The sequence below is a fragment of the Agarivorans sp. MS3-6 genome (genome assembly GCF_054112545.1).
Map to the genome: position 1 here is coordinate 1 of NZ_CM134202.1, position 15,819 is coordinate 15,819.

Here is a 15,819-nt window from a genome sequence, read left to right on the forward strand (position 1 = left end):
ATGCGCCTTATGGGCTTAACGTTGAATTGTGAGGCGGTTTGGTGGCTCTTGTATGCCGATAATTAGGAATATCGGCAACGGCATTTAAGAGCGTTTAGCAGGAAGGCATTCGTGTGTTTATTGGGCTTGGTGTTTTGACTGACCGCGCGCCATTTGAATTCAGTTTACAATTATCATTGGGTTGGCGCTTGGTGTTTCGCTTCAACACTTCTTAATAGTCGCGGACACGTTGAGTAAATGCCGTTGGTTGATTTTAAGATCAATGAGCAAACGCTTTATGGCTTCGCCATTGTGGTTATTGGTATGTCGCATCATCCATTCCTCTTTCATTCGCTCGCGGCTGAAACGCCGCTCACTCATTCAGCCGCATAGGATTCTTTGTGCGTAAAAAAGACCTGGCGTTAACCAAGTCTTTGCAATCATTTTTGCTTAGCCGGTGCGCCTGGCTAAAGTCGGTTTGCTATCATTTTGTGGCGGTATGTTATTTCACATTATTCACTTAGCTTCCTGTTCGCCCAAGCTCACACGTCAGCCGCGTGAAAATGTTTATCAAGTTCAGATAGTTTTTTATCAAGGGTTCTATAAGTTTTACGGTAAGACTTTTCAGTTTTCTCATGTGGTTCAGCTTGTAAGTAAGCATCATCCAGTAAACCGAAAGCCTCATAAGTGCTAGGTAAATCAGTGGCGTTCTTGGCAATGTTACGAGCTGCTCGTGTAAATATTCCGTGATTCATAATCAGTCCTTAGTTTAACTTGGCCAGTGACAAGCTTGACTCAGCTGGATTGATTCCGTCAGCTTTCATCAATCCACAGATAGATTCAAACATATCTGAGTAATCTTCCTGAATGCGGCTATTCAGTATTTCGGCTAATTGCTTAACGTTATCTTCTTCACTGTCTGGAATTAAATCGACAAACTGTTGCAAGGCATGTAATGAGCCGCCGAGTTTATAAGCAAATTCGAACGCGTTTTTAGTTTGTCCGGTCATCATTTCTCCAAAGGATTTTCAGCAGTAAGTTTTCGAACTGGTTGCCCACAGTTTGGGCATTCCACATGCGCTAACATCGGTGATGTTTGTAAGTCATCATCAAACCACGGCTTGTAACACTTGGTGCATTGATGAGTTGGTTCATCTTCACGCAAGACCATGATAAAACCGCCTTTGTAGGCAATGGTTCGATTGGGTAAATTCCAAGTCATGATGCTTTCTCCAAGCGGCCAACCGCTGGTTTCAACTGCTCAAGATAAGGCGCAATGGCTTCAGATAACGGGATAATTTTTTGCTGATAACCCTTTTTAAGCTCTGGCGTTCCATAGTTTCCAAGCTGATAAGATGAACCATCCAAGGTATACAAACCCGCTTGAAGCATTTCAGTGGAATCTGAATGAGAGATTTTGGCTTCAACCATTGAGCGCCCACCTAATCTAAACAAGGCCGTTTGCTCATACACAGTGCGAGCTTGACGGTCTCCACTGGCAGGAATGGTTCGAACATCGATTGATACATCTTGTGGGGTGACTTCTATGATCAACATGGCTAGCTCCTATGCAGCTTTGAAAGGTAAAACGTTATGATTTGCGACTGGCATTTGATACCAGCTTGGAATAACTAAAGGCTGTAGTTCTATTACTTCTGAGCGCCTTAAGGTTGGACACATTCGACTCACATCAAACTGTTGGCCGATGTCGATACCGAGTGTTTTTAGACGGGCTTTATGCTCATAGAACTGACGTTCTTTAAGGATTTGTCGTAAATCTGTACCATGCTGCCACATAGTGAAATAGCTCATTGTCGCATTGGCTGCTTGGCGACTTTTTACCACGCCAGCATCTAAAAGTTGGTCTGCAATGGTTTTATGTTCATCATGATTTATTTGAATGGTTTGCATGGCGTTCTCGATTTCTAATAGGTGCTTATAAAAGTCTGCTTCGGTTACTTGGCCATAAAACTGCAAGTTATGGCGCTTCAATAATAATTGTCTTAAGCTATGCTCTTCACGAACCACGCCTTGTTGTTCGCAATAGTTGATTAGTTTTTCTATGTAGCTGAGTTGTTCATGTGTGACACCGTCTTTTTTACGGCGATCTTTTTTAAGGTGTTCTGTTAACTCAAAGGCTTTGCAATAGAGTTTGGTCATGTTCCATTTAGATGCTTCACCCCAGTTGCAAGTCATGCCGTTAGGGTAAAGTTTAGGTTTGCGCCCTCGCCCAATTTGCATGGATGACATGCCGCGGATAAACGATTGTTCTTTGCCCTTGCCTACTTGGTGGTTGCGCGTCCAGTCAATAGATGTGATTTCAGCCCCGTCACCCATTAGCTTTGCATGCTTACCGTCTGCACTTTGACGATGTTGTAAACGAGTATTTTTAGTAAAAGGGGGTAAATTTAAGCCTTTTAATACTGAGTTATAAACCGATACAGCGTCATCTAACTGAGTTAAGCCAAAAAGGTTATCTACCCGTTGCCAACGAGAAGGATTACCTTGCACCCTCACCCGCTGACCATCACAACGGACGGTTAACTTTGTACTGTAAGAACCTTCGAGAACTCTTTGATTTACGGAAGGTGGAAGCTTCTCGCCTGTTTCCAGTTCGACCCGCTCAATCACATGCTTACCCACCAGAGGAAGATTTCCCTCTGGGTGATCTTGTTGCATGAAAAGCTGGTCAATGAAGAACAATCCAAAACCCTGTCAATAGACATTTAAGGCTAAATATATTAGCTTTAAATGACCATGTAAACACCTAAGGCTAAAAACAGGGGTTAGAATGAACACAAAAGACCAATTCAGGCTAAAATCGATGGCTATAAGTGATGCTTTAAAAGATATTAGAAAGCGTAAAGGGCTAACTCAAGGGGAGCTAGCAAATCTTGCTGGAGTTGAATTAACTCAGATATCTCGTATTGAAAGAGGCGTATCAGAACCAAAGTTAGAGACAATTAAAAATTTAGCAATCGCGTTAAACTGCTCTACTGATGAACTGATTTTAGAAGATATTAAGGCGCAACCGAACTACATTAATCGCGCTGTAGAAAAGATTTCTAAGCTAACCCCTTTAAGACAGTTTGTCATTCTAGATATGATTAATAGCTATATTAGAGGGCACGAAGTTGAAGAGCCCCCATTCGACCTAAGAGAAGAAATTCAACAGGAAAGCTGGGAACACAGCTTCTATGTGGACCAACTCTTAAGCGATCATGAAATCGTAGAGGAATTAGACAAAGAAATTCATAATGAAAGACAAGGTCTTAAAGTGTAAATATGCGGATGTCCGCAGTTAGTTGGGGTGTAACAGGAACCCCAACCTCTTTTCGGCAAAAAAACTCATCCCATTTATAAAAATCACGAAGGTATAAGAATGAGACATGCTTACTATATTTTGGGATCACTCCTGATTATATGCATTCCTACTGTTCCATTCCTAATCAAGTTTCACGGGCAAAATATAAGTGATGACCCGTCCGACTGGGCGGCTTTTGCATCCTATATAGCAGGAACAATTGGAACAACTTTCGCAATGATTTCAGCTTTTTTCTTATTACAAACATTAAGATCTCAAAAAGAAGCAGTAGAAAGTCAAAAGCAAGCAGTGATAAATCAAACGTTACAAGCTAAAAAACAACTATATGAAGAGCGATTAAAACCTATTGGCGATAGCATAAATGAAATGTTAAATAGCCGAACAAGGATATATAGCAATAAAACGTTAAGAGAAAGAACTAACGAAATAGGGCTTAACTTTCCAAAAGAAGGTCGCGGTATGCTATTGGATGGAGAGGAAGATATAGCAATTGGATACCTAAAAATATTAGCAAATTATTTTGTAATGGTAGGCACCTACCACAAGCTGTTAGATAGAGAAGAAATACAATTTGATATAAACTACAGGACTACCGATTTCATATGGCCAGCTGCTGCTTTCTTAGCACTAATTGGGTACCCCAAAATAGAAGAACAACTAAGTACAGAGCAATTAAGTGCTTTAGATAATGCAGGTTTCTTCATTGTTGCTGATAAACTTATTGATAAACATCAGTCTCAAAATCGAGACAAAAGTGCAGTATCACCTTTACTGCACTTCGCTTCGCGAAGACCCTCAAAGAGACAAAACCGTAAAAATTAATGGGCAAGCATAATGGAGATTATGCAAAATTTAATGACGGGTTGCCTTTGGGCACCCTCCCGCTTTGCGGGTTCCTCCCACGGCCAAGCCACCCTATTAAGTTCTACATAATCTAAACCACATTATGCGCCTTATGGGCTTAACGTTGAATTGTGAGGCGGTTTGGTGGCTCTTGTATGCCGATAATTAGGAATATCGGCAACGGCATTTAAGAGCGTTTAGCAGGAAGGCATTCGTGTGTTTATTGGGCTTGGTGTTTTGACTGACCGCGCGCCATTTGAATTCAGTTTACAATTATCATTGGGTTGGCGCTTGGTGTTTCGCTTCAACACTTCTTAATAGTCGCGGACACGTTGAGTAAATGCCGTTGGTTGATTTTAAGATCAATGAGCAAACGCTTTATGGCTTCGCCATTGTGGTTATTGGTATGTCGCATCATCCATTCCTCTTTCATTCGCTCGCGGCTGAAACGCCGCTCACTCATTCAGCCGCATAGGATTCTTTGTGCGTAAAAAAGACCTGGCGTTAACCAAGTCTTTGCAATCATTTTTGCTTAGCCGGTGCGCCTGGCTAAAGTCGGTTTGCTATCATTTTGTGGCGGTATGTTATTTCACATTATTCACTTAGCTTCCTGTTCGCCCAAGCTCACACGTCAGCCGCGTGAAAATGTTTATCAAGTTCAGATAGTTTTTTATCAAGGGTTCTATAAGTTTTACGGTAAGACTTTTCAGTTTTCTCATGTGGTTCAGCTTGTAAGTAAGCATCATCCAGTAAACCGAAAGCCTCATAAGTGCTAGGTAAATCAGTGGCGTTCTTGGCAATGTTACGAGCTGCTCGTGTAAATATTCCGTGATTCATAATCAGTCCTTAGTTTAACTTGGCCAGTGACAAGCTTGACTCAGCTGGATTGATTCCGTCAGCTTTCATCAATCCACAGATAGATTCAAACATATCTGAGTAATCTTCCTGAATGCGGCTATTCAGTATTTCGGCTAATTGCTTAACGTTATCTTCTTCACTGTCTGGAATTAAATCGACAAACTGTTGCAAGGCATGTAATGAGCCGCCGAGTTTATAAGCAAATTCGAACGCGTTTTTAGTTTGTCCGGTCATCATTTCTCCAAAGGATTTTCAGCAGTAAGTTTTCGAACTGGTTGCCCACAGTTTGGGCATTCCACATGCGCTAACATCGGTGATGTTTGTAAGTCATCATCAAACCACGGCTTGTAACACTTGGTGCATTGATGAGTTGGTTCATCTTCACGCAAGACCATGATAAAACCGCCTTTGTAGGCAATGGTTCGATTGGGTAAATTCCAAGTCATGATGCTTTCTCCAAGCGGCCAACCGCTGGTTTCAACTGCTCAAGATAAGGCGCAATGGCTTCAGATAACGGGATAATTTTTTGCTGATAACCCTTTTTAAGCTCTGGCGTTCCATAGTTTCCAAGCTGATAAGATGAACCATCCAAGGTATACAAACCCGCTTGAAGCATTTCAGTGGAATCTGAATGAGAGATTTTGGCTTCAACCATTGAGCGCCCACCTAATCTAAACAAGGCCGTTTGCTCATACACAGTGCGAGCTTGACGGTCTCCACTGGCAGGAATGGTTCGAACATCGATTGATACATCTTGTGGGGTGACTTCTATGATCAACATGGCTAGCTCCTATGCAGCTTTGAAAGGTAAAACGTTATGATTTGCGACTGGCATTTGATACCAGCTTGGAATAACTAAAGGCTGTAGTTCTATTACTTCTGAGCGCCTTAAGGTTGGACACATTCGACTCACATCAAACTGTTGGCCGATGTCGATACCGAGTGTTTTTAGACGGGCTTTATGCTCATAGAACTGACGTTCTTTAAGGATTTGTCGTAAATCTGTACCATGCTGCCACATAGTGAAATAGCTCATTGTCGCATTGGCTGCTTGGCGACTTTTTACCACGCCAGCATCTAAAAGTTGGTCTGCAATGGTTTTATGTTCATCATGATTTATTTGAATGGTTTGCATGGCGTTCTCGATTTCTAATAGGTGCTTATAAAAGTCTGCTTCGGTTACTTGGCCATAAAACTGCAAGTTATGGCGCTTCAATAATAATTGTCTTAAGCTATGCTCTTCACGAACCACGCCTTGTTGTTCGCAATAGTTGATTAGTTTTTCTATGTAGCTGAGTTGTTCATGTGTGACACCGTCTTTTTTACGGCGATCTTTTTTAAGGTGTTCTGTTAACTCAAAGGCTTTGCAATAGAGTTTGGTCATGTTCCATTTAGATGCTTCACCCCAGTTGCAAGTCATGCCGTTAGGGTAAAGTTTAGGTTTGCGCCCTCGCCCAATTTGCATGGATGACATGCCGCGGATAAACGATTGTTCTTTGCCCTTGCCTACTTGGTGGTTGCGCGTCCAGTCAATAGATGTGATTTCAGCCCCGTCACCCATTAGCTTTGCATGCTTACCGTCTGCACTTTGACGATGTTGTAAACGAGTATTTTTAGTAAAAGGGGGTAAATTTAAGCCTTTTAATACTGAGTTATAAACCGATACAGCGTCATCTAACTGAGTTAAGCCAAAAAGGTTATCTACCCGTTGCCAACGAGAAGGATTACCTTGCACCCTCACCCGCTGACCATCACAACGGACGGTTAACTTTGTACTGTAAGAACCTTCGAGAACTCTTTGATTTACGGAAGGTGGAAGCTTCTCGCCTGTTTCCAGTTCGACCCGCTCAATCACATGCTTACCCACCAGAGGAAGATTTCCCTCTGGGTGATCTTGTTGCATGAAAAGCTGGTCAATGAAGAACAATCCAAAACCCTGTCAATAGACATTTAAGGCTAAATATATTAGCTTTAAATGACCATGTAAACACCTAAGGCTAAAAACAGGGGTTAGAATGAACACAAAAGACCAATTCAGGCTAAAATCGATGGCTATAAGTGATGCTTTAAAAGATATTAGAAAGCGTAAAGGGCTAACTCAAGGGGAGCTAGCAAATCTTGCTGGAGTTGAATTAACTCAGATATCTCGTATTGAAAGAGGCGTATCAGAACCAAAGTTAGAGACAATTAAAAATTTAGCAATCGCGTTAAACTGCTCTACTGATGAACTGATTTTAGAAGATATTAAGGCGCAACCGAACTACATTAATCGCGCTGTAGAAAAGATTTCTAAGCTAACCCCTTTAAGACAGTTTGTCATTCTAGATATGATTAATAGCTATATTAGAGGGCACGAAGTTGAAGAGCCCCCATTCGACCTAAGAGAAGAAATTCAACAGGAAAGCTGGGAACACAGCTTCTATGTGGACCAACTCTTAAGCGATCATGAAATCGTAGAGGAATTAGACAAAGAAATTCATAATGAAAGACAAGGTCTTAAAGTGTAAATATGCGGATGTCCGCAGTTAGTTGGGGTGTAACAGGAACCCCAACCTCTTTTCGGCAAAAAAACTCATCCCATTTATAAAAATCACGAAGGTATAAGAATGAGACATGCTTACTATATTTTGGGATCACTCCTGATTATATGCATTCCTACTGTTCCATTCCTAATCAAGTTTCACGGGCAAAATATAAGTGATGACCCGTCCGACTGGGCGGCTTTTGCATCCTATATAGCAGGAACAATTGGAACAACTTTCGCAATGATTTCAGCTTTTTTCTTATTACAAACATTAAGATCTCAAAAAGAAGCAGTAGAAAGTCAAAAGCAAGCAGTGATAAATCAAACGTTACAAGCTAAAAAACAACTATATGAAGAGCGATTAAAACCTATTGGCGATAGCATAAATGAAATGTTAAATAGCCGAACAAGGATATATAGCAATAAAACGTTAAGAGAAAGAACTAACGAAATAGGGCTTAACTTTCCAAAAGAAGGTCGCGGTATGCTATTGGATGGAGAGGAAGATATAGCAATTGGATACCTAAAAATATTAGCAAATTATTTTGTAATGGTAGGCACCTACCACAAGCTGTTAGATAGAGAAGAAATACAATTTGATATAAACTACAGGACTACCGATTTCATATGGCCAGCTGCTGCTTTCTTAGCACTAATTGGGTACCCCAAAATAGAAGAACAACTAAGTACAGAGCAATTAAGTGCTTTAGATAATGCAGGTTTCTTCATTGTTGCTGATAAACTTATTGATAAACATCAGTCTCAAAATCGAGACAAAAGTGCAGTATCACCTTTACTGCACTTCGCTTCGCGAAGACCCTCAAAGAGACAAAACCGTAAAAATTAATGGGCAAGCATAATGGAGATTATGCAAAATTTAATGACGGGTTGCCTTTGGGCACCCTCCCGCTTTGCGGGTTCCTCCCACGGCCAAGCCACCCTATTAAGTTCTACATAATCTAAACCACATTATGCGCCATATGGGTGGCTTTTTAGCAATCTAGGTAATTTTGCCTGTAATGCCGCGTAGAATTCACTTTTAGCCTAAATGGTCTAAGGGCTTATTTTCAGCCGATTGATGACGCTCAACTCTGCTTGTATGCAAATACTGAGATGTGGTGTCGATACTGTCGTGGCCGGCATCGGCTTGTACATGCGATAAAGGTCGGCCCACTAAATTTATGTCGTGTGAAATACCTGTGTGCCTAATGCTATGTGGTGTGAGCTGACGCATTTCATTGGCGTCTTGTTCAAAGCCGTCTTTCTCAGCCAACTTTGCTGCTTGCTCAATCACTGTGTAGATGTGTTCTCTTAATTGCCTAATACCTAAGTTGGCATTAAGTAAACCTGCTTCTCGGCCACGGCCAGCAGCTCGGTGTCTTATAAACAGCGGCGTATTTTCATTCGGCGCTGGTAATGGCGTTAAGTTTAAACATTGTCTATAACGCTGTAACGCTGTTAGTAATTGTTTAGATACTGCAACGGTTCGCTTTTTCCCGCCTTTACTGCGTGGTATATGAAAACCCCAAACCGATGTTTTAGCGTCACGTTTAAATTGGCCCATAATCGGTGAAAAACCAGGCCTAGCTGCCACTTCAGATATGCGTAAGTAGCAACTGTACATTAAGCTTACCAAAAATAAGATCCGCTCATTTTCTACAGGGCTTTGTTTGGCCAGCAGTTGTGCAGCACTCATTACATAAGACCACTGCAAATCACTAAACGACTTTATATCTTCGTGGTCTTCGCCGCTGATCGTGTGTTGGCTACCTGTTTTGAATCGGCCATTTTTCATTAGCATCATGGCTGGGTTACGTTCCGTATATTCTTCATTGATTAGATATGAATAGAACGATGACAATATTGCTAACTTGGTTTTTAAGGCTTTATCGCTGATCCGGTAAGCTTGCTCAATACCGTCTATTTTCTTGCCTAAAAATGGACGCCATAATGGATTGGGTACTCGCGTCTCCAGCTGCTTATTGTTTATAAATTGGGCCACATTGCGATAAGCAATCAAGGGTTTAGGCGGATTACAGCAATAATCAATATACCTTGTCAGCACTCTGCGGTTGATATCACCTACAGAAATTTGTTCTTCTGCATAAGCCCAATGTAAAAATGTAGTGAGTTCACTACGATAGGTTTTGAAATTGTTTTCGCTAAACTTTTGCTCTAACAACCAATCTACGGCGAATTCGTAAACAAACCCGGCATCGTTAATCGTATTCACCGTGACACTGGCTAGAAACTGATTAACCACTGCATTGCCATCTTCTAAATGTTGCAAGGAATCGAAAAGTGGTAAGGCTGGTGGCAGTTCTAACATCAGTTAAGCTCTTTAAAATCAATGAGGTAATCCAACGATTATACACTTAAATGCAATTGCCGATAAATAGCATTATCGGCAATTGGTGCTGTTTTTCGCCGCCGTTTAAACTTTAAAAACTTTGTGAAATTTGCTTGGCAAGAACTGTTATAATTAGCCTTTAGCCAAGTACACAGGCTCCCTTTTAGTCAATTGCACAACTTGGTGTGATAGGAAACTCGATGAATTTAAAGAACGAAATCCAAGAAGTTAGTAACAAACTGGAAACCGCTAAGCGCAAGTTGAACGCCGCCCACGACCGTGGCGATAAGTTAATGATTCAACAGTTTACTAAATCCATTGAAATACTGACCAAAAAACAAAAAAGTATTAAACATCAGCACTCAAAACAATTGAGTCAAAAAGGCGGAGACGTTAAATCCCTTCCCTTTAATCGCGTACTCACTAAACAAGAACAAGCCGACATGGGCAAGCTTAAAAAATCTGTTAAAGGTTTAGTGGTTGTACACCCAATGACGGCTTTGGGTAGAGAAATGAACGTTAAAGAAGTAACTGGTTTCGCTCCCAAAGAATTCTAAGCCTTTAGGGCAACGCTACTACAGCAAATAGCCTTGCCCTACTCCTTTCTAGTCTGCCACTAAGTTTGCTGGTACAAAACCAATATAACTTTGCCCATCTAACATTAGGCTATAACTTTGGTTACTCGATAAATTTGGGTAACGTTGCTCTACTCCGTTCGGATAACTTATTACGACATCTGCCTTGCTTATCTTACCTAAGGACACGGCTATCGGTAATCCATCATGTCGCGCAGTTTGTTGAGCGACTAATTGGCCGCCACTAAATACTGTTACCACTGCATCTACCGCATAAGGGTTTGGGCTTTTATAACGAGGATAAAGGTATAAGGTATTCTGTTTATTTGTTGAGCCATTGAGAAATACTTGAACACTTTTTGAGTCCGGCCCACCTACAATAAGGTCTTGGCGAAGGTCGTTATTGAGATCAGCTATAAATATCGGGTTTGAATCCCAGCCTTTAAAGTTAAGTACCTTAGTAAAAGCACCTTTCCCGTTATTCTCAAGCACCATTCCGTATTTTTTCCTGGGGTTAGAATAGACAATGTCTAGATCTTGGTCATTGTCAAAATCGACCGCGAAAATGCGCACCAAATAAGGTGCCCCAGCGTTAAGTGCTTTTTTTAAAATAGAGTTTTGTGCTTTAAATTTTCCATCGTTATTAAGAAAAACATCCCCCTCGCCTTTACCAACGGCGATTATGTCTTGCTGGCCATCTGCGTTGAGATCACCAATAAAAATGGGTGTTGCATGTTGGGGTAGATGTAACATTTCATTTGCCAAGCTATAATTTTGCTGCTGATTAGCCAAAAAATACCAGCCAAGGTGGTCACCGCCATACCCGCCGAAACCACTTACCACTACGTCTGCTAAGCCGTCATTATTAAGGTCAAGTGGGTTTACCGAAACTTGTAACTCAGGGGTGCGGTTGATGAAAAATTGTTGGCTTTGTGCCCTAAAAAACCTATTTTTTTTGTTTTTTGCTTTAAAGTCTTTTTCTATTTGCTGGTAAGGTTTTGCGAGCAATGGACTAACATCCGAGTTAAAGCTTTTATCTCGTTGAAATTGACCATCACTTGGCTGATAAATGAACGCCCCCTTCACACCCGCATCTAGATCTAAGTATCCATCATTATTTAGGTCGCTAACCGCTTTAGGATAAGACACTGGCGAAAACGAATCATCGCTTCTACCACTAACAAAATGACTTTCTTTATTTAAAAGGTAAGGTACTTTCTTTTCGTCAGAAAACGCTGCAATATCGAGCCAGCCATCGCCATCAAAATCAAAAAACCAAGGTTTATCGTCAGCGCCGGGAAGAAAGGTTTTACTACTGAGAGCGTCAAAGCGAAGCTGGCCTTTAGGAATAAGCTGATTGACTAAGATTTTACCACCTGGCGTACCGTGATGAGACAAATATAGGTCTACATCCCCGTCGTTATCAAAATCGAAACCACCTACCCCCCATGGCCACCAACCGTGAGACCCAAACTTACCTCCCTGTTGTTTTAGCTCAGTATCATGCCACTGCTCTACGATACTGTTGGTGTTAGTATCTACTTTAATAAATGTTAGGCTATGAACACTTAAGGTAAAACAGCTAGTAATTAGCATGCTTATAAGTTTGTAACCAGTAGCCGTTAAACTAGCGTTATTTTTCGTTTTCACCTTGCTACCCCATAAACAAAAAAGCCAGCTAGAAAGCCGGCTTTTATAAACGGTGATTACCGCTTAATTTAAGTCACCGTCTTGCCAGAATTTAGTACCTTTAATGGTAGCTTCTAAAGATAAACCAGATTCGGTTAATTGATAAATTTCAACATCGCCAATTGCGCCCTCTACCTCAGCAGAGCCGCCTTTATCTCCAGCTGTCGCCGAAGCATCCGCTTGTGCACCAAACAACCAGCCACTTTCTACAAATTTATCAAAGGCTTCACGAGTTTTGAAAAGCATCAGTGCTCTAAAATCTTTTACGCCCAAACCAAAACCTACACCGGCTTCACCCATTTTCATATACGTTGTTTTACCCGAAGCATTGTCTACTGCGATACCTGTACCACCGCCTGCGGATATAACAAATAGGTTTACCCCCACATTGCTAAATACCGCATAACCCACTGCTGAACTCATCTTATCGCTGATATTAGATTTTTCTTGTTTGAATTTTGCGATAGTCTCTTGAGCTGATTGATTATACTCGGCGCGCTCTTCAGCCACGTTTGCATAACTAAGGTTAGTTAGCAAAAATAGACTAGCGCAAAACCCGGTCACTAATTTGTTCATTATTTGGTCCTTATAACATAGAGTAAAAATCTACACTGTCGCCGTCTGCCGACGGAAGCGTTACGGTTATCGTTGTTGTATTTTCTTTGTCACTGGTTTGCATGCTTACTTCACCTTTTTGCGCTTGGGTTAATAAGCTTACTGAATAGGTGCCTAGGCCTGTGCCGCTATCTTTGCCAGAGGTGACGTATTTCTCCCAAAAGTTTTCTCGTATACTTTCAGGTACTGCTCCGACATTTTGCGTTGCTACTATTACCTTCCCTTCTGTCGCACTGACTGCCACTGATACACGGCTACGATTTGGAGCTGCTTCACAGGCATTTTTTAGCAAATTGAAGAATAAAGAATAACTCAGTGATTGGTCGCCCATTACGAGTACTTCGTTAGCGGGGTCTTCTTCCTCTGGCTCTAAATACATCATTAATTGTTTGCTGCTAAATGTATTTCGTACCACCGTTAGCATCTTTTTTAGCATTTGATGAGCTGAAAATGGTTTGGCTTTAAGCTCAAAACGACCTTGCTCAATTTTATATAGCTCGGTAGACAAGTTAATCATGTTTAACAACTGCATGGACAACTCATCAATCATGCCAAGGTTTTCAGCGCCTTTTTCTGATATTTTGCGATCATTTTTAAGCTGTTCAGCTAACGCAATTATGCCGGCGATAGGCCCTTTTAAATCGTGCCTAAGTAATTGGTCTACGCTATTTTTAAGCTGTTCTTTTTCAAGCAAGTTGTCAAAGTCTGACTGCAGGTGCTTATGCAAATTGACGTAACGCAGCAAATTGCGAACTCTAAGTTTGAGTAAATCTGGCTGAATCGGTTTGGTGATGTAATCAACAGCGCCACTAGAAAGCCCTTTGGTTTGATCGGTAATTTCGGTTAAAGCAGTAACAAATATGACTGGCAGGTGTTCAGAGCTAGGGTGCTGGCGGAGCTTTTCTAATACCTCAAAGCCATCCATTTCAGGCATCATCACATCTAATAACACTAAATCCGGAGGAGAGTCAGATTGACAAATCTCTATCGCTTTTCGGCCTTCTTTGGTGAGTAATACGCGATAGTCGTCGCGTAATAAGCCACCCAGTAAGGTGAGGTTATCTGCGGTATCGTCCACGACTAAAATCGTGTTTTTACGGGTTTTATCAGGTTTAGTAATAGGCTCTGCGATATCTTGAATGACAGGTTCTTCGATAGCGACTGGTTCTGTTGGTTTATTGCGATTTCTAACATCACCCTTGGCCGCTTGTTGTAGCCTTTTTTGTAATAAAGCCGTAGTAAAAGGCTTAATGATTAAATCTGAGACACCTTCGCTAATCGCTTCGGATACTCTATCTCGTTCGGCTTCAGCGGTAATCATGATAAATGGAATGTGTCGCCAAGACTCTGACTCGCGAACTTTCTTCAAAAATTGGATGCCACTTAATACCGGCATATTCCAGTCAGATAAAATTAAGTCGACATGACGCTTTTTTAATACGTTTAGCGCTTGAGCGCCATTTTCAGCCTGAATCACGTTACCAACACCAAAACGGCGTAGTTGTTCATAAGTGATTTTTCTTATTGGAGCCATGTCGTCGACGACAAGTACCGTGAATTTACCTAGTTGCATTTTTTTTACGATTCCTTCGCTTATGTATTGGTTAATTAAAGGACTCTTTAAATTTATCTTTTACTTCCAGTATTTCAGGCAACGCGGCAACAAATAACGGCACTAATTTTGGGTCGAAATGACTACCAGCTTCGCTTTCTAAAAGAGCAATGGCCTTTTCGACTGTCCAAGCGTTTTTATAAGGGCGCTCTGAGGTTAAAGCATCAAACACGTCTGCAATGGCAACAATTCGACCTACAATGGGTATGTCTTCGCCCGCCAAACCATTAGGGTAGCCGCTCCCATTCCACTTTTCATGGTGAGTTAACGCCACAACTCGGGCTAAATCTAGTAATTCGGAGCTGTCGCCTTCACCAAGAATTTCGCCACCGATAACTGAATGGCTTTGCATAATGTCCCATTCTTCTGCGTCTAACTTTCCGGGTTTTTGCAATACTCTATCGGGGATGCCAATTTTTCCTATGTCATGCATAGGCGCGGCATTCATCAGTATGTCGGCATCGGCTTCACTCATACCAGCAGCCAAGGCTAATATTTTTGAGTAGTAACTCATGCGAATAACGTGCATACCCGTTTCGTTATCTTTGTATTCAGCGGCTCGCCCTAGCCGTTGAATAATTTGTAAACGGGTGGTGTTTATTACCTCTGTTTGTTGCTTAACCTTTATGTCTAATTCTCTATTTTGGTTATATAAGGCCAAGTGGGTTTTTACTCTGACTTTAACTACCGGCGGACTGACAGGCTTTGTAATGTAATCGACGGCACCGAGTTCAAGGCCCCTAATCTCATCGGCGGGACTAATTTTCGCGGTAACAAAGATAACCGGTATGTGGCGGGTTGTTAGATCTTCTTTTAATCGCTTACATACTTCATATCCATCTATACCCGGCATCATAATATCTAATAGGATAAGGTCTGGCTTGTTGACTTTGGCGGCGATTTTTAAAGCCATGTCTCCGTTTCTCGCCACTTGTAGCTTGTAGTTATCCCGTAAAATGCCTGCCAGTACGTCAATATTCTCAGGTGTATCGTCAACAATAAGAATTGTGGCTCTATTTTCCATTTGACATCTTTTCCTTGATCCACGATTAGCCCTAATACCAATTAAAACTATAGTCACTAAATCAACAATTTAGAAACAAAGATACGTTTTTTTTGGCACTATCTTTATAAAAACTTGCTTGGTGTGAATAACATGTAAGCCCCATGAATAGGCCTTCATATCAAAATTTTTGGCTGAAACTCTACATTCACGGTTACAAATGAAACGTAGCGGTTACGCAGATGTAAATTTTCCAGCCATAATTGATCTAGATCAATGCGGTTTATGGATTGGAAACAATTTGTTAATTAATTAGCGGGGATATGCAAATAACCCGTTTTTCAATCTGTTATTTAACGAATCGATCAAGTATGATCGCGGCGTTAGCATTGTCAAAACCGACAATAAAAGTTGAATTAACTTTGATAGCGTTAACATTCGTTTCA

At 41.2% G+C, this 15,819-nt stretch carries 20 protein-coding genes; 5 read left to right on the forward strand and 15 right to left on the reverse strand.

Annotated features, from left to right (window positions below):
* Nucleotides 1–521: 521 nt before the first annotated feature.
* Genes ACVFI8_RS00005 through ACVFI8_RS00025 form a run of 5 tightly spaced genes read right to left on the reverse strand, consistent with a single transcriptional unit; the run spans nucleotide 522 to nucleotide 2,658 of the window.
* Nucleotides 522–734, reverse strand: a complete 213-nt coding sequence (locus ACVFI8_RS00005) for a hypothetical protein (RefSeq protein WP_457872667.1) — start codon at nucleotides 732–734, stop codon at nucleotides 522–524.
* Between the two features lie 9 nt (nucleotides 735–743).
* Entirely contained in the window at nucleotides 744–992 is a 249-nt protein-coding gene (locus tag ACVFI8_RS00010; RefSeq protein ID WP_457872668.1) for a hypothetical protein, read from the reverse strand.
* Nucleotides 989–1,201: a hypothetical protein gene (locus ACVFI8_RS00015; protein WP_457872670.1), complete on the reverse strand. Its 213-nt coding sequence runs from the start codon at nucleotides 1,199–1,201 to the stop codon at nucleotides 989–991. Before ACVFI8_RS00015 ends, ACVFI8_RS00010 begins: the two co-directional genes overlap by 4 nt.
* The gene (locus tag ACVFI8_RS00020; protein WP_457872672.1) at nucleotides 1,198–1,536 is read right to left on the reverse strand and encodes a single-stranded DNA-binding protein; all 339 of its coding nucleotides are present in this window, start codon (nucleotides 1,534–1,536) and stop codon (nucleotides 1,198–1,200) included. Before ACVFI8_RS00020 ends, ACVFI8_RS00015 begins: the two co-directional genes overlap by 4 nt.
* 9 nt (nucleotides 1,537–1,545) lie before the next feature.
* Nucleotides 1,546–2,658: a phage/plasmid replication protein, II/X family gene (locus ACVFI8_RS00025; RefSeq protein ID WP_457872673.1), complete on the reverse strand. Its 1,113-nt coding sequence runs from the start codon at nucleotides 2,656–2,658 to the stop codon at nucleotides 1,546–1,548.
* A 112-nt stretch (nucleotides 2,659–2,770) separates the two neighbouring features.
* On the opposite strand from ACVFI8_RS00025, the gene ACVFI8_RS00030 reads away from it, so the two are divergent.
* Together ACVFI8_RS00030 and ACVFI8_RS00035 are read left to right on the forward strand one after the other, a co-directional pair.
* Nucleotides 2,771–3,262, forward strand: coding sequence for a helix-turn-helix domain-containing protein (locus ACVFI8_RS00030; protein ID WP_457872674.1), 492 nt, complete (start codon nucleotides 2,771–2,773; stop codon nucleotides 3,260–3,262).
* Between the two features lie 99 nt (nucleotides 3,263–3,361).
* A complete protein-coding gene (locus tag ACVFI8_RS00035) occupies nucleotides 3,362–4,126 on the forward strand; it encodes a hypothetical protein (protein ID WP_457872676.1) in 765 nt (254 codons plus the stop codon).
* 645 nt (nucleotides 4,127–4,771) lie between these two features.
* Here the strand turns inward: ACVFI8_RS00035 and ACVFI8_RS00040 are convergent.
* The 5 genes from ACVFI8_RS00040 to ACVFI8_RS00060 are packed head-to-tail and all read right to left on the reverse strand — an operon-like array spanning nucleotide 4,772 to nucleotide 6,908.
* On the reverse strand, nucleotides 4,772–4,984 hold the full coding sequence (locus tag ACVFI8_RS00040; protein WP_457872667.1) for a hypothetical protein: 213 nt from the start codon (nucleotides 4,982–4,984) through the stop codon (nucleotides 4,772–4,774).
* Between the two features lie 9 nt (nucleotides 4,985–4,993).
* Nucleotides 4,994–5,242 (reverse strand): hypothetical protein, encoded by a 249-nt coding sequence (locus ACVFI8_RS00045; RefSeq protein ID WP_457872668.1) that lies wholly within the window; start codon nucleotides 5,240–5,242, stop codon nucleotides 4,994–4,996.
* Nucleotides 5,239–5,451: a hypothetical protein gene (locus ACVFI8_RS00050; RefSeq protein WP_457872670.1), complete on the reverse strand. Its 213-nt coding sequence runs from the start codon at nucleotides 5,449–5,451 to the stop codon at nucleotides 5,239–5,241. Before ACVFI8_RS00050 ends, ACVFI8_RS00045 begins: the two co-directional genes overlap by 4 nt.
* Complete coding sequence (locus ACVFI8_RS00055) at nucleotides 5,448–5,786, reverse strand: single-stranded DNA-binding protein (RefSeq protein ID WP_457872672.1); 339 nt, start codon at nucleotides 5,784–5,786, stop codon at nucleotides 5,448–5,450. The genes ACVFI8_RS00050 and ACVFI8_RS00055 overlap by 4 nt, the downstream gene beginning before the upstream one ends.
* A 9-nt stretch (nucleotides 5,787–5,795) precedes the next feature.
* Nucleotides 5,796–6,908, reverse strand: coding sequence for a phage/plasmid replication protein, II/X family (locus ACVFI8_RS00060; protein WP_457872673.1), 1,113 nt, complete (start codon nucleotides 6,906–6,908; stop codon nucleotides 5,796–5,798).
* Nucleotides 6,909–7,020: 112 nt separating this feature from the next.
* Between ACVFI8_RS00060 and ACVFI8_RS00065 the strand changes: the two genes are divergently transcribed.
* Entirely contained in the window at nucleotides 7,021–7,512 is a 492-nt protein-coding gene (locus tag ACVFI8_RS00065; protein WP_457872674.1) for a helix-turn-helix domain-containing protein, read from the forward strand.
* Between the two features lie 99 nt (nucleotides 7,513–7,611).
* Nucleotides 7,612–8,376 (forward strand): hypothetical protein, encoded by a 765-nt coding sequence (locus ACVFI8_RS00070; RefSeq protein WP_457872676.1) that lies wholly within the window; start codon nucleotides 7,612–7,614, stop codon nucleotides 8,374–8,376.
* A 192-nt stretch (nucleotides 8,377–8,568) separates the two neighbouring features.
* Here the strand turns inward: ACVFI8_RS00070 and ACVFI8_RS00075 are convergent, their stop codons facing one another.
* Nucleotides 8,569–9,858, reverse strand: a complete 1,290-nt coding sequence (locus ACVFI8_RS00075) for a tyrosine-type recombinase/integrase (protein WP_457872677.1) — start codon at nucleotides 9,856–9,858, stop codon at nucleotides 8,569–8,571.
* A 221-nt stretch (nucleotides 9,859–10,079) separates the two neighbouring features.
* On the opposite strand from ACVFI8_RS00075, the gene ACVFI8_RS00080 reads away from it, so the two are divergent.
* Complete coding sequence (locus ACVFI8_RS00080) at nucleotides 10,080–10,436, forward strand: YibL family ribosome-associated protein (RefSeq protein ID WP_248715460.1); 357 nt, start codon at nucleotides 10,080–10,082, stop codon at nucleotides 10,434–10,436.
* Between the two features lie 48 nt (nucleotides 10,437–10,484).
* Here the strand turns inward: ACVFI8_RS00080 and ACVFI8_RS00085 are convergent, their stop codons facing one another.
* The 4 genes from ACVFI8_RS00085 to ACVFI8_RS00100 form a co-directional block, all read right to left on the reverse strand.
* Nucleotides 10,485–12,104, reverse strand: coding sequence for an FG-GAP repeat domain-containing protein (locus ACVFI8_RS00085; protein ID WP_457872679.1), 1,620 nt, complete (start codon nucleotides 12,102–12,104; stop codon nucleotides 10,485–10,487).
* Between the two features lie 63 nt (nucleotides 12,105–12,167).
* Nucleotides 12,168–12,719, reverse strand: a complete 552-nt coding sequence (locus tag ACVFI8_RS00090; RefSeq protein WP_248715458.1) for a lipid-binding SYLF domain-containing protein — start codon at nucleotides 12,717–12,719, stop codon at nucleotides 12,168–12,170.
* A gap of 10 nt (nucleotides 12,720–12,729) precedes the next feature.
* Nucleotides 12,730–14,331 carry an ATP-binding response regulator gene (locus ACVFI8_RS00095; protein ID WP_248715457.1) on the reverse strand — a complete coding sequence of 534 codons (1,602 nt, stop codon included), beginning with the start codon at nucleotides 14,329–14,331 and terminating at the stop codon, nucleotides 12,730–12,732.
* 31 nt (nucleotides 14,332–14,362) lie between these two features.
* On the reverse strand, nucleotides 14,363–15,394 hold the full coding sequence (locus tag ACVFI8_RS00100) for an HD-GYP domain-containing protein (RefSeq protein WP_248715456.1): 1,032 nt from the start codon (nucleotides 15,392–15,394) through the stop codon (nucleotides 14,363–14,365).
* Between the last annotated feature and the right edge of the window lie 425 nt (nucleotides 15,395–15,819).

Excerpts from the sequence above, each read along its gene's own strand:
- ACVFI8_RS00050 (WP_457872670.1), bottom strand. The coding sequence starts at position 5,451 with ATGACTTGGAATTTACCCAATCGAACCATTGCCTACAAAGGCGGTTTT.
- ACVFI8_RS00010 (WP_457872668.1), bottom strand. The coding sequence starts at position 992 with ATGATGACCGGACAAACTAAAAACGCGTTCGAATTTGCTTATAAACTC.
- ACVFI8_RS00070 (WP_457872676.1), top strand. The coding sequence starts at position 7,612 with ATGAGACATGCTTACTATATTTTGGGATCACTCCTGATTATATGCATT.
- ACVFI8_RS00080 (WP_248715460.1), top strand. The coding sequence starts at position 10,080 with ATGAATTTAAAGAACGAAATCCAAGAAGTTAGTAACAAACTGGAAACC.
- ACVFI8_RS00035 (WP_457872676.1), top strand. The coding sequence starts at position 3,362 with ATGAGACATGCTTACTATATTTTGGGATCACTCCTGATTATATGCATT.
- ACVFI8_RS00055 (WP_457872672.1), bottom strand. The coding sequence starts at position 5,786 with ATGTTGATCATAGAAGTCACCCCACAAGATGTATCAATCGATGTTCGA.
- ACVFI8_RS00030 (WP_457872674.1), top strand. The coding sequence starts at position 2,771 with ATGAACACAAAAGACCAATTCAGGCTAAAATCGATGGCTATAAGTGAT.
- ACVFI8_RS00025 (WP_457872673.1), bottom strand. The coding sequence starts at position 2,658 with ATGCAACAAGATCACCCAGAGGGAAATCTTCCTCTGGTGGGTAAGCAT.
- ACVFI8_RS00100 (WP_248715456.1), bottom strand. The coding sequence starts at position 15,394 with ATGGAAAATAGAGCCACAATTCTTATTGTTGACGATACACCTGAGAAT.
- ACVFI8_RS00020 (WP_457872672.1), bottom strand. The coding sequence starts at position 1,536 with ATGTTGATCATAGAAGTCACCCCACAAGATGTATCAATCGATGTTCGA.
- ACVFI8_RS00040 (WP_457872667.1), bottom strand. The coding sequence starts at position 4,984 with ATGAATCACGGAATATTTACACGAGCAGCTCGTAACATTGCCAAGAAC.
- ACVFI8_RS00015 (WP_457872670.1), bottom strand. The coding sequence starts at position 1,201 with ATGACTTGGAATTTACCCAATCGAACCATTGCCTACAAAGGCGGTTTT.
- ACVFI8_RS00065 (WP_457872674.1), top strand. The coding sequence starts at position 7,021 with ATGAACACAAAAGACCAATTCAGGCTAAAATCGATGGCTATAAGTGAT.
- ACVFI8_RS00075 (WP_457872677.1), bottom strand. The coding sequence starts at position 9,858 with ATGTTAGAACTGCCACCAGCCTTACCACTTTTCGATTCCTTGCAACAT.
- ACVFI8_RS00045 (WP_457872668.1), bottom strand. The coding sequence starts at position 5,242 with ATGATGACCGGACAAACTAAAAACGCGTTCGAATTTGCTTATAAACTC.
- ACVFI8_RS00005 (WP_457872667.1), bottom strand. The coding sequence starts at position 734 with ATGAATCACGGAATATTTACACGAGCAGCTCGTAACATTGCCAAGAAC.
- ACVFI8_RS00060 (WP_457872673.1), bottom strand. The coding sequence starts at position 6,908 with ATGCAACAAGATCACCCAGAGGGAAATCTTCCTCTGGTGGGTAAGCAT.
- ACVFI8_RS00090 (WP_248715458.1), bottom strand. The coding sequence starts at position 12,719 with ATGAACAAATTAGTGACCGGGTTTTGCGCTAGTCTATTTTTGCTAACT.
- ACVFI8_RS00095 (WP_248715457.1), bottom strand. The coding sequence starts at position 14,331 with ATGCAACTAGGTAAATTCACGGTACTTGTCGTCGACGACATGGCTCCA.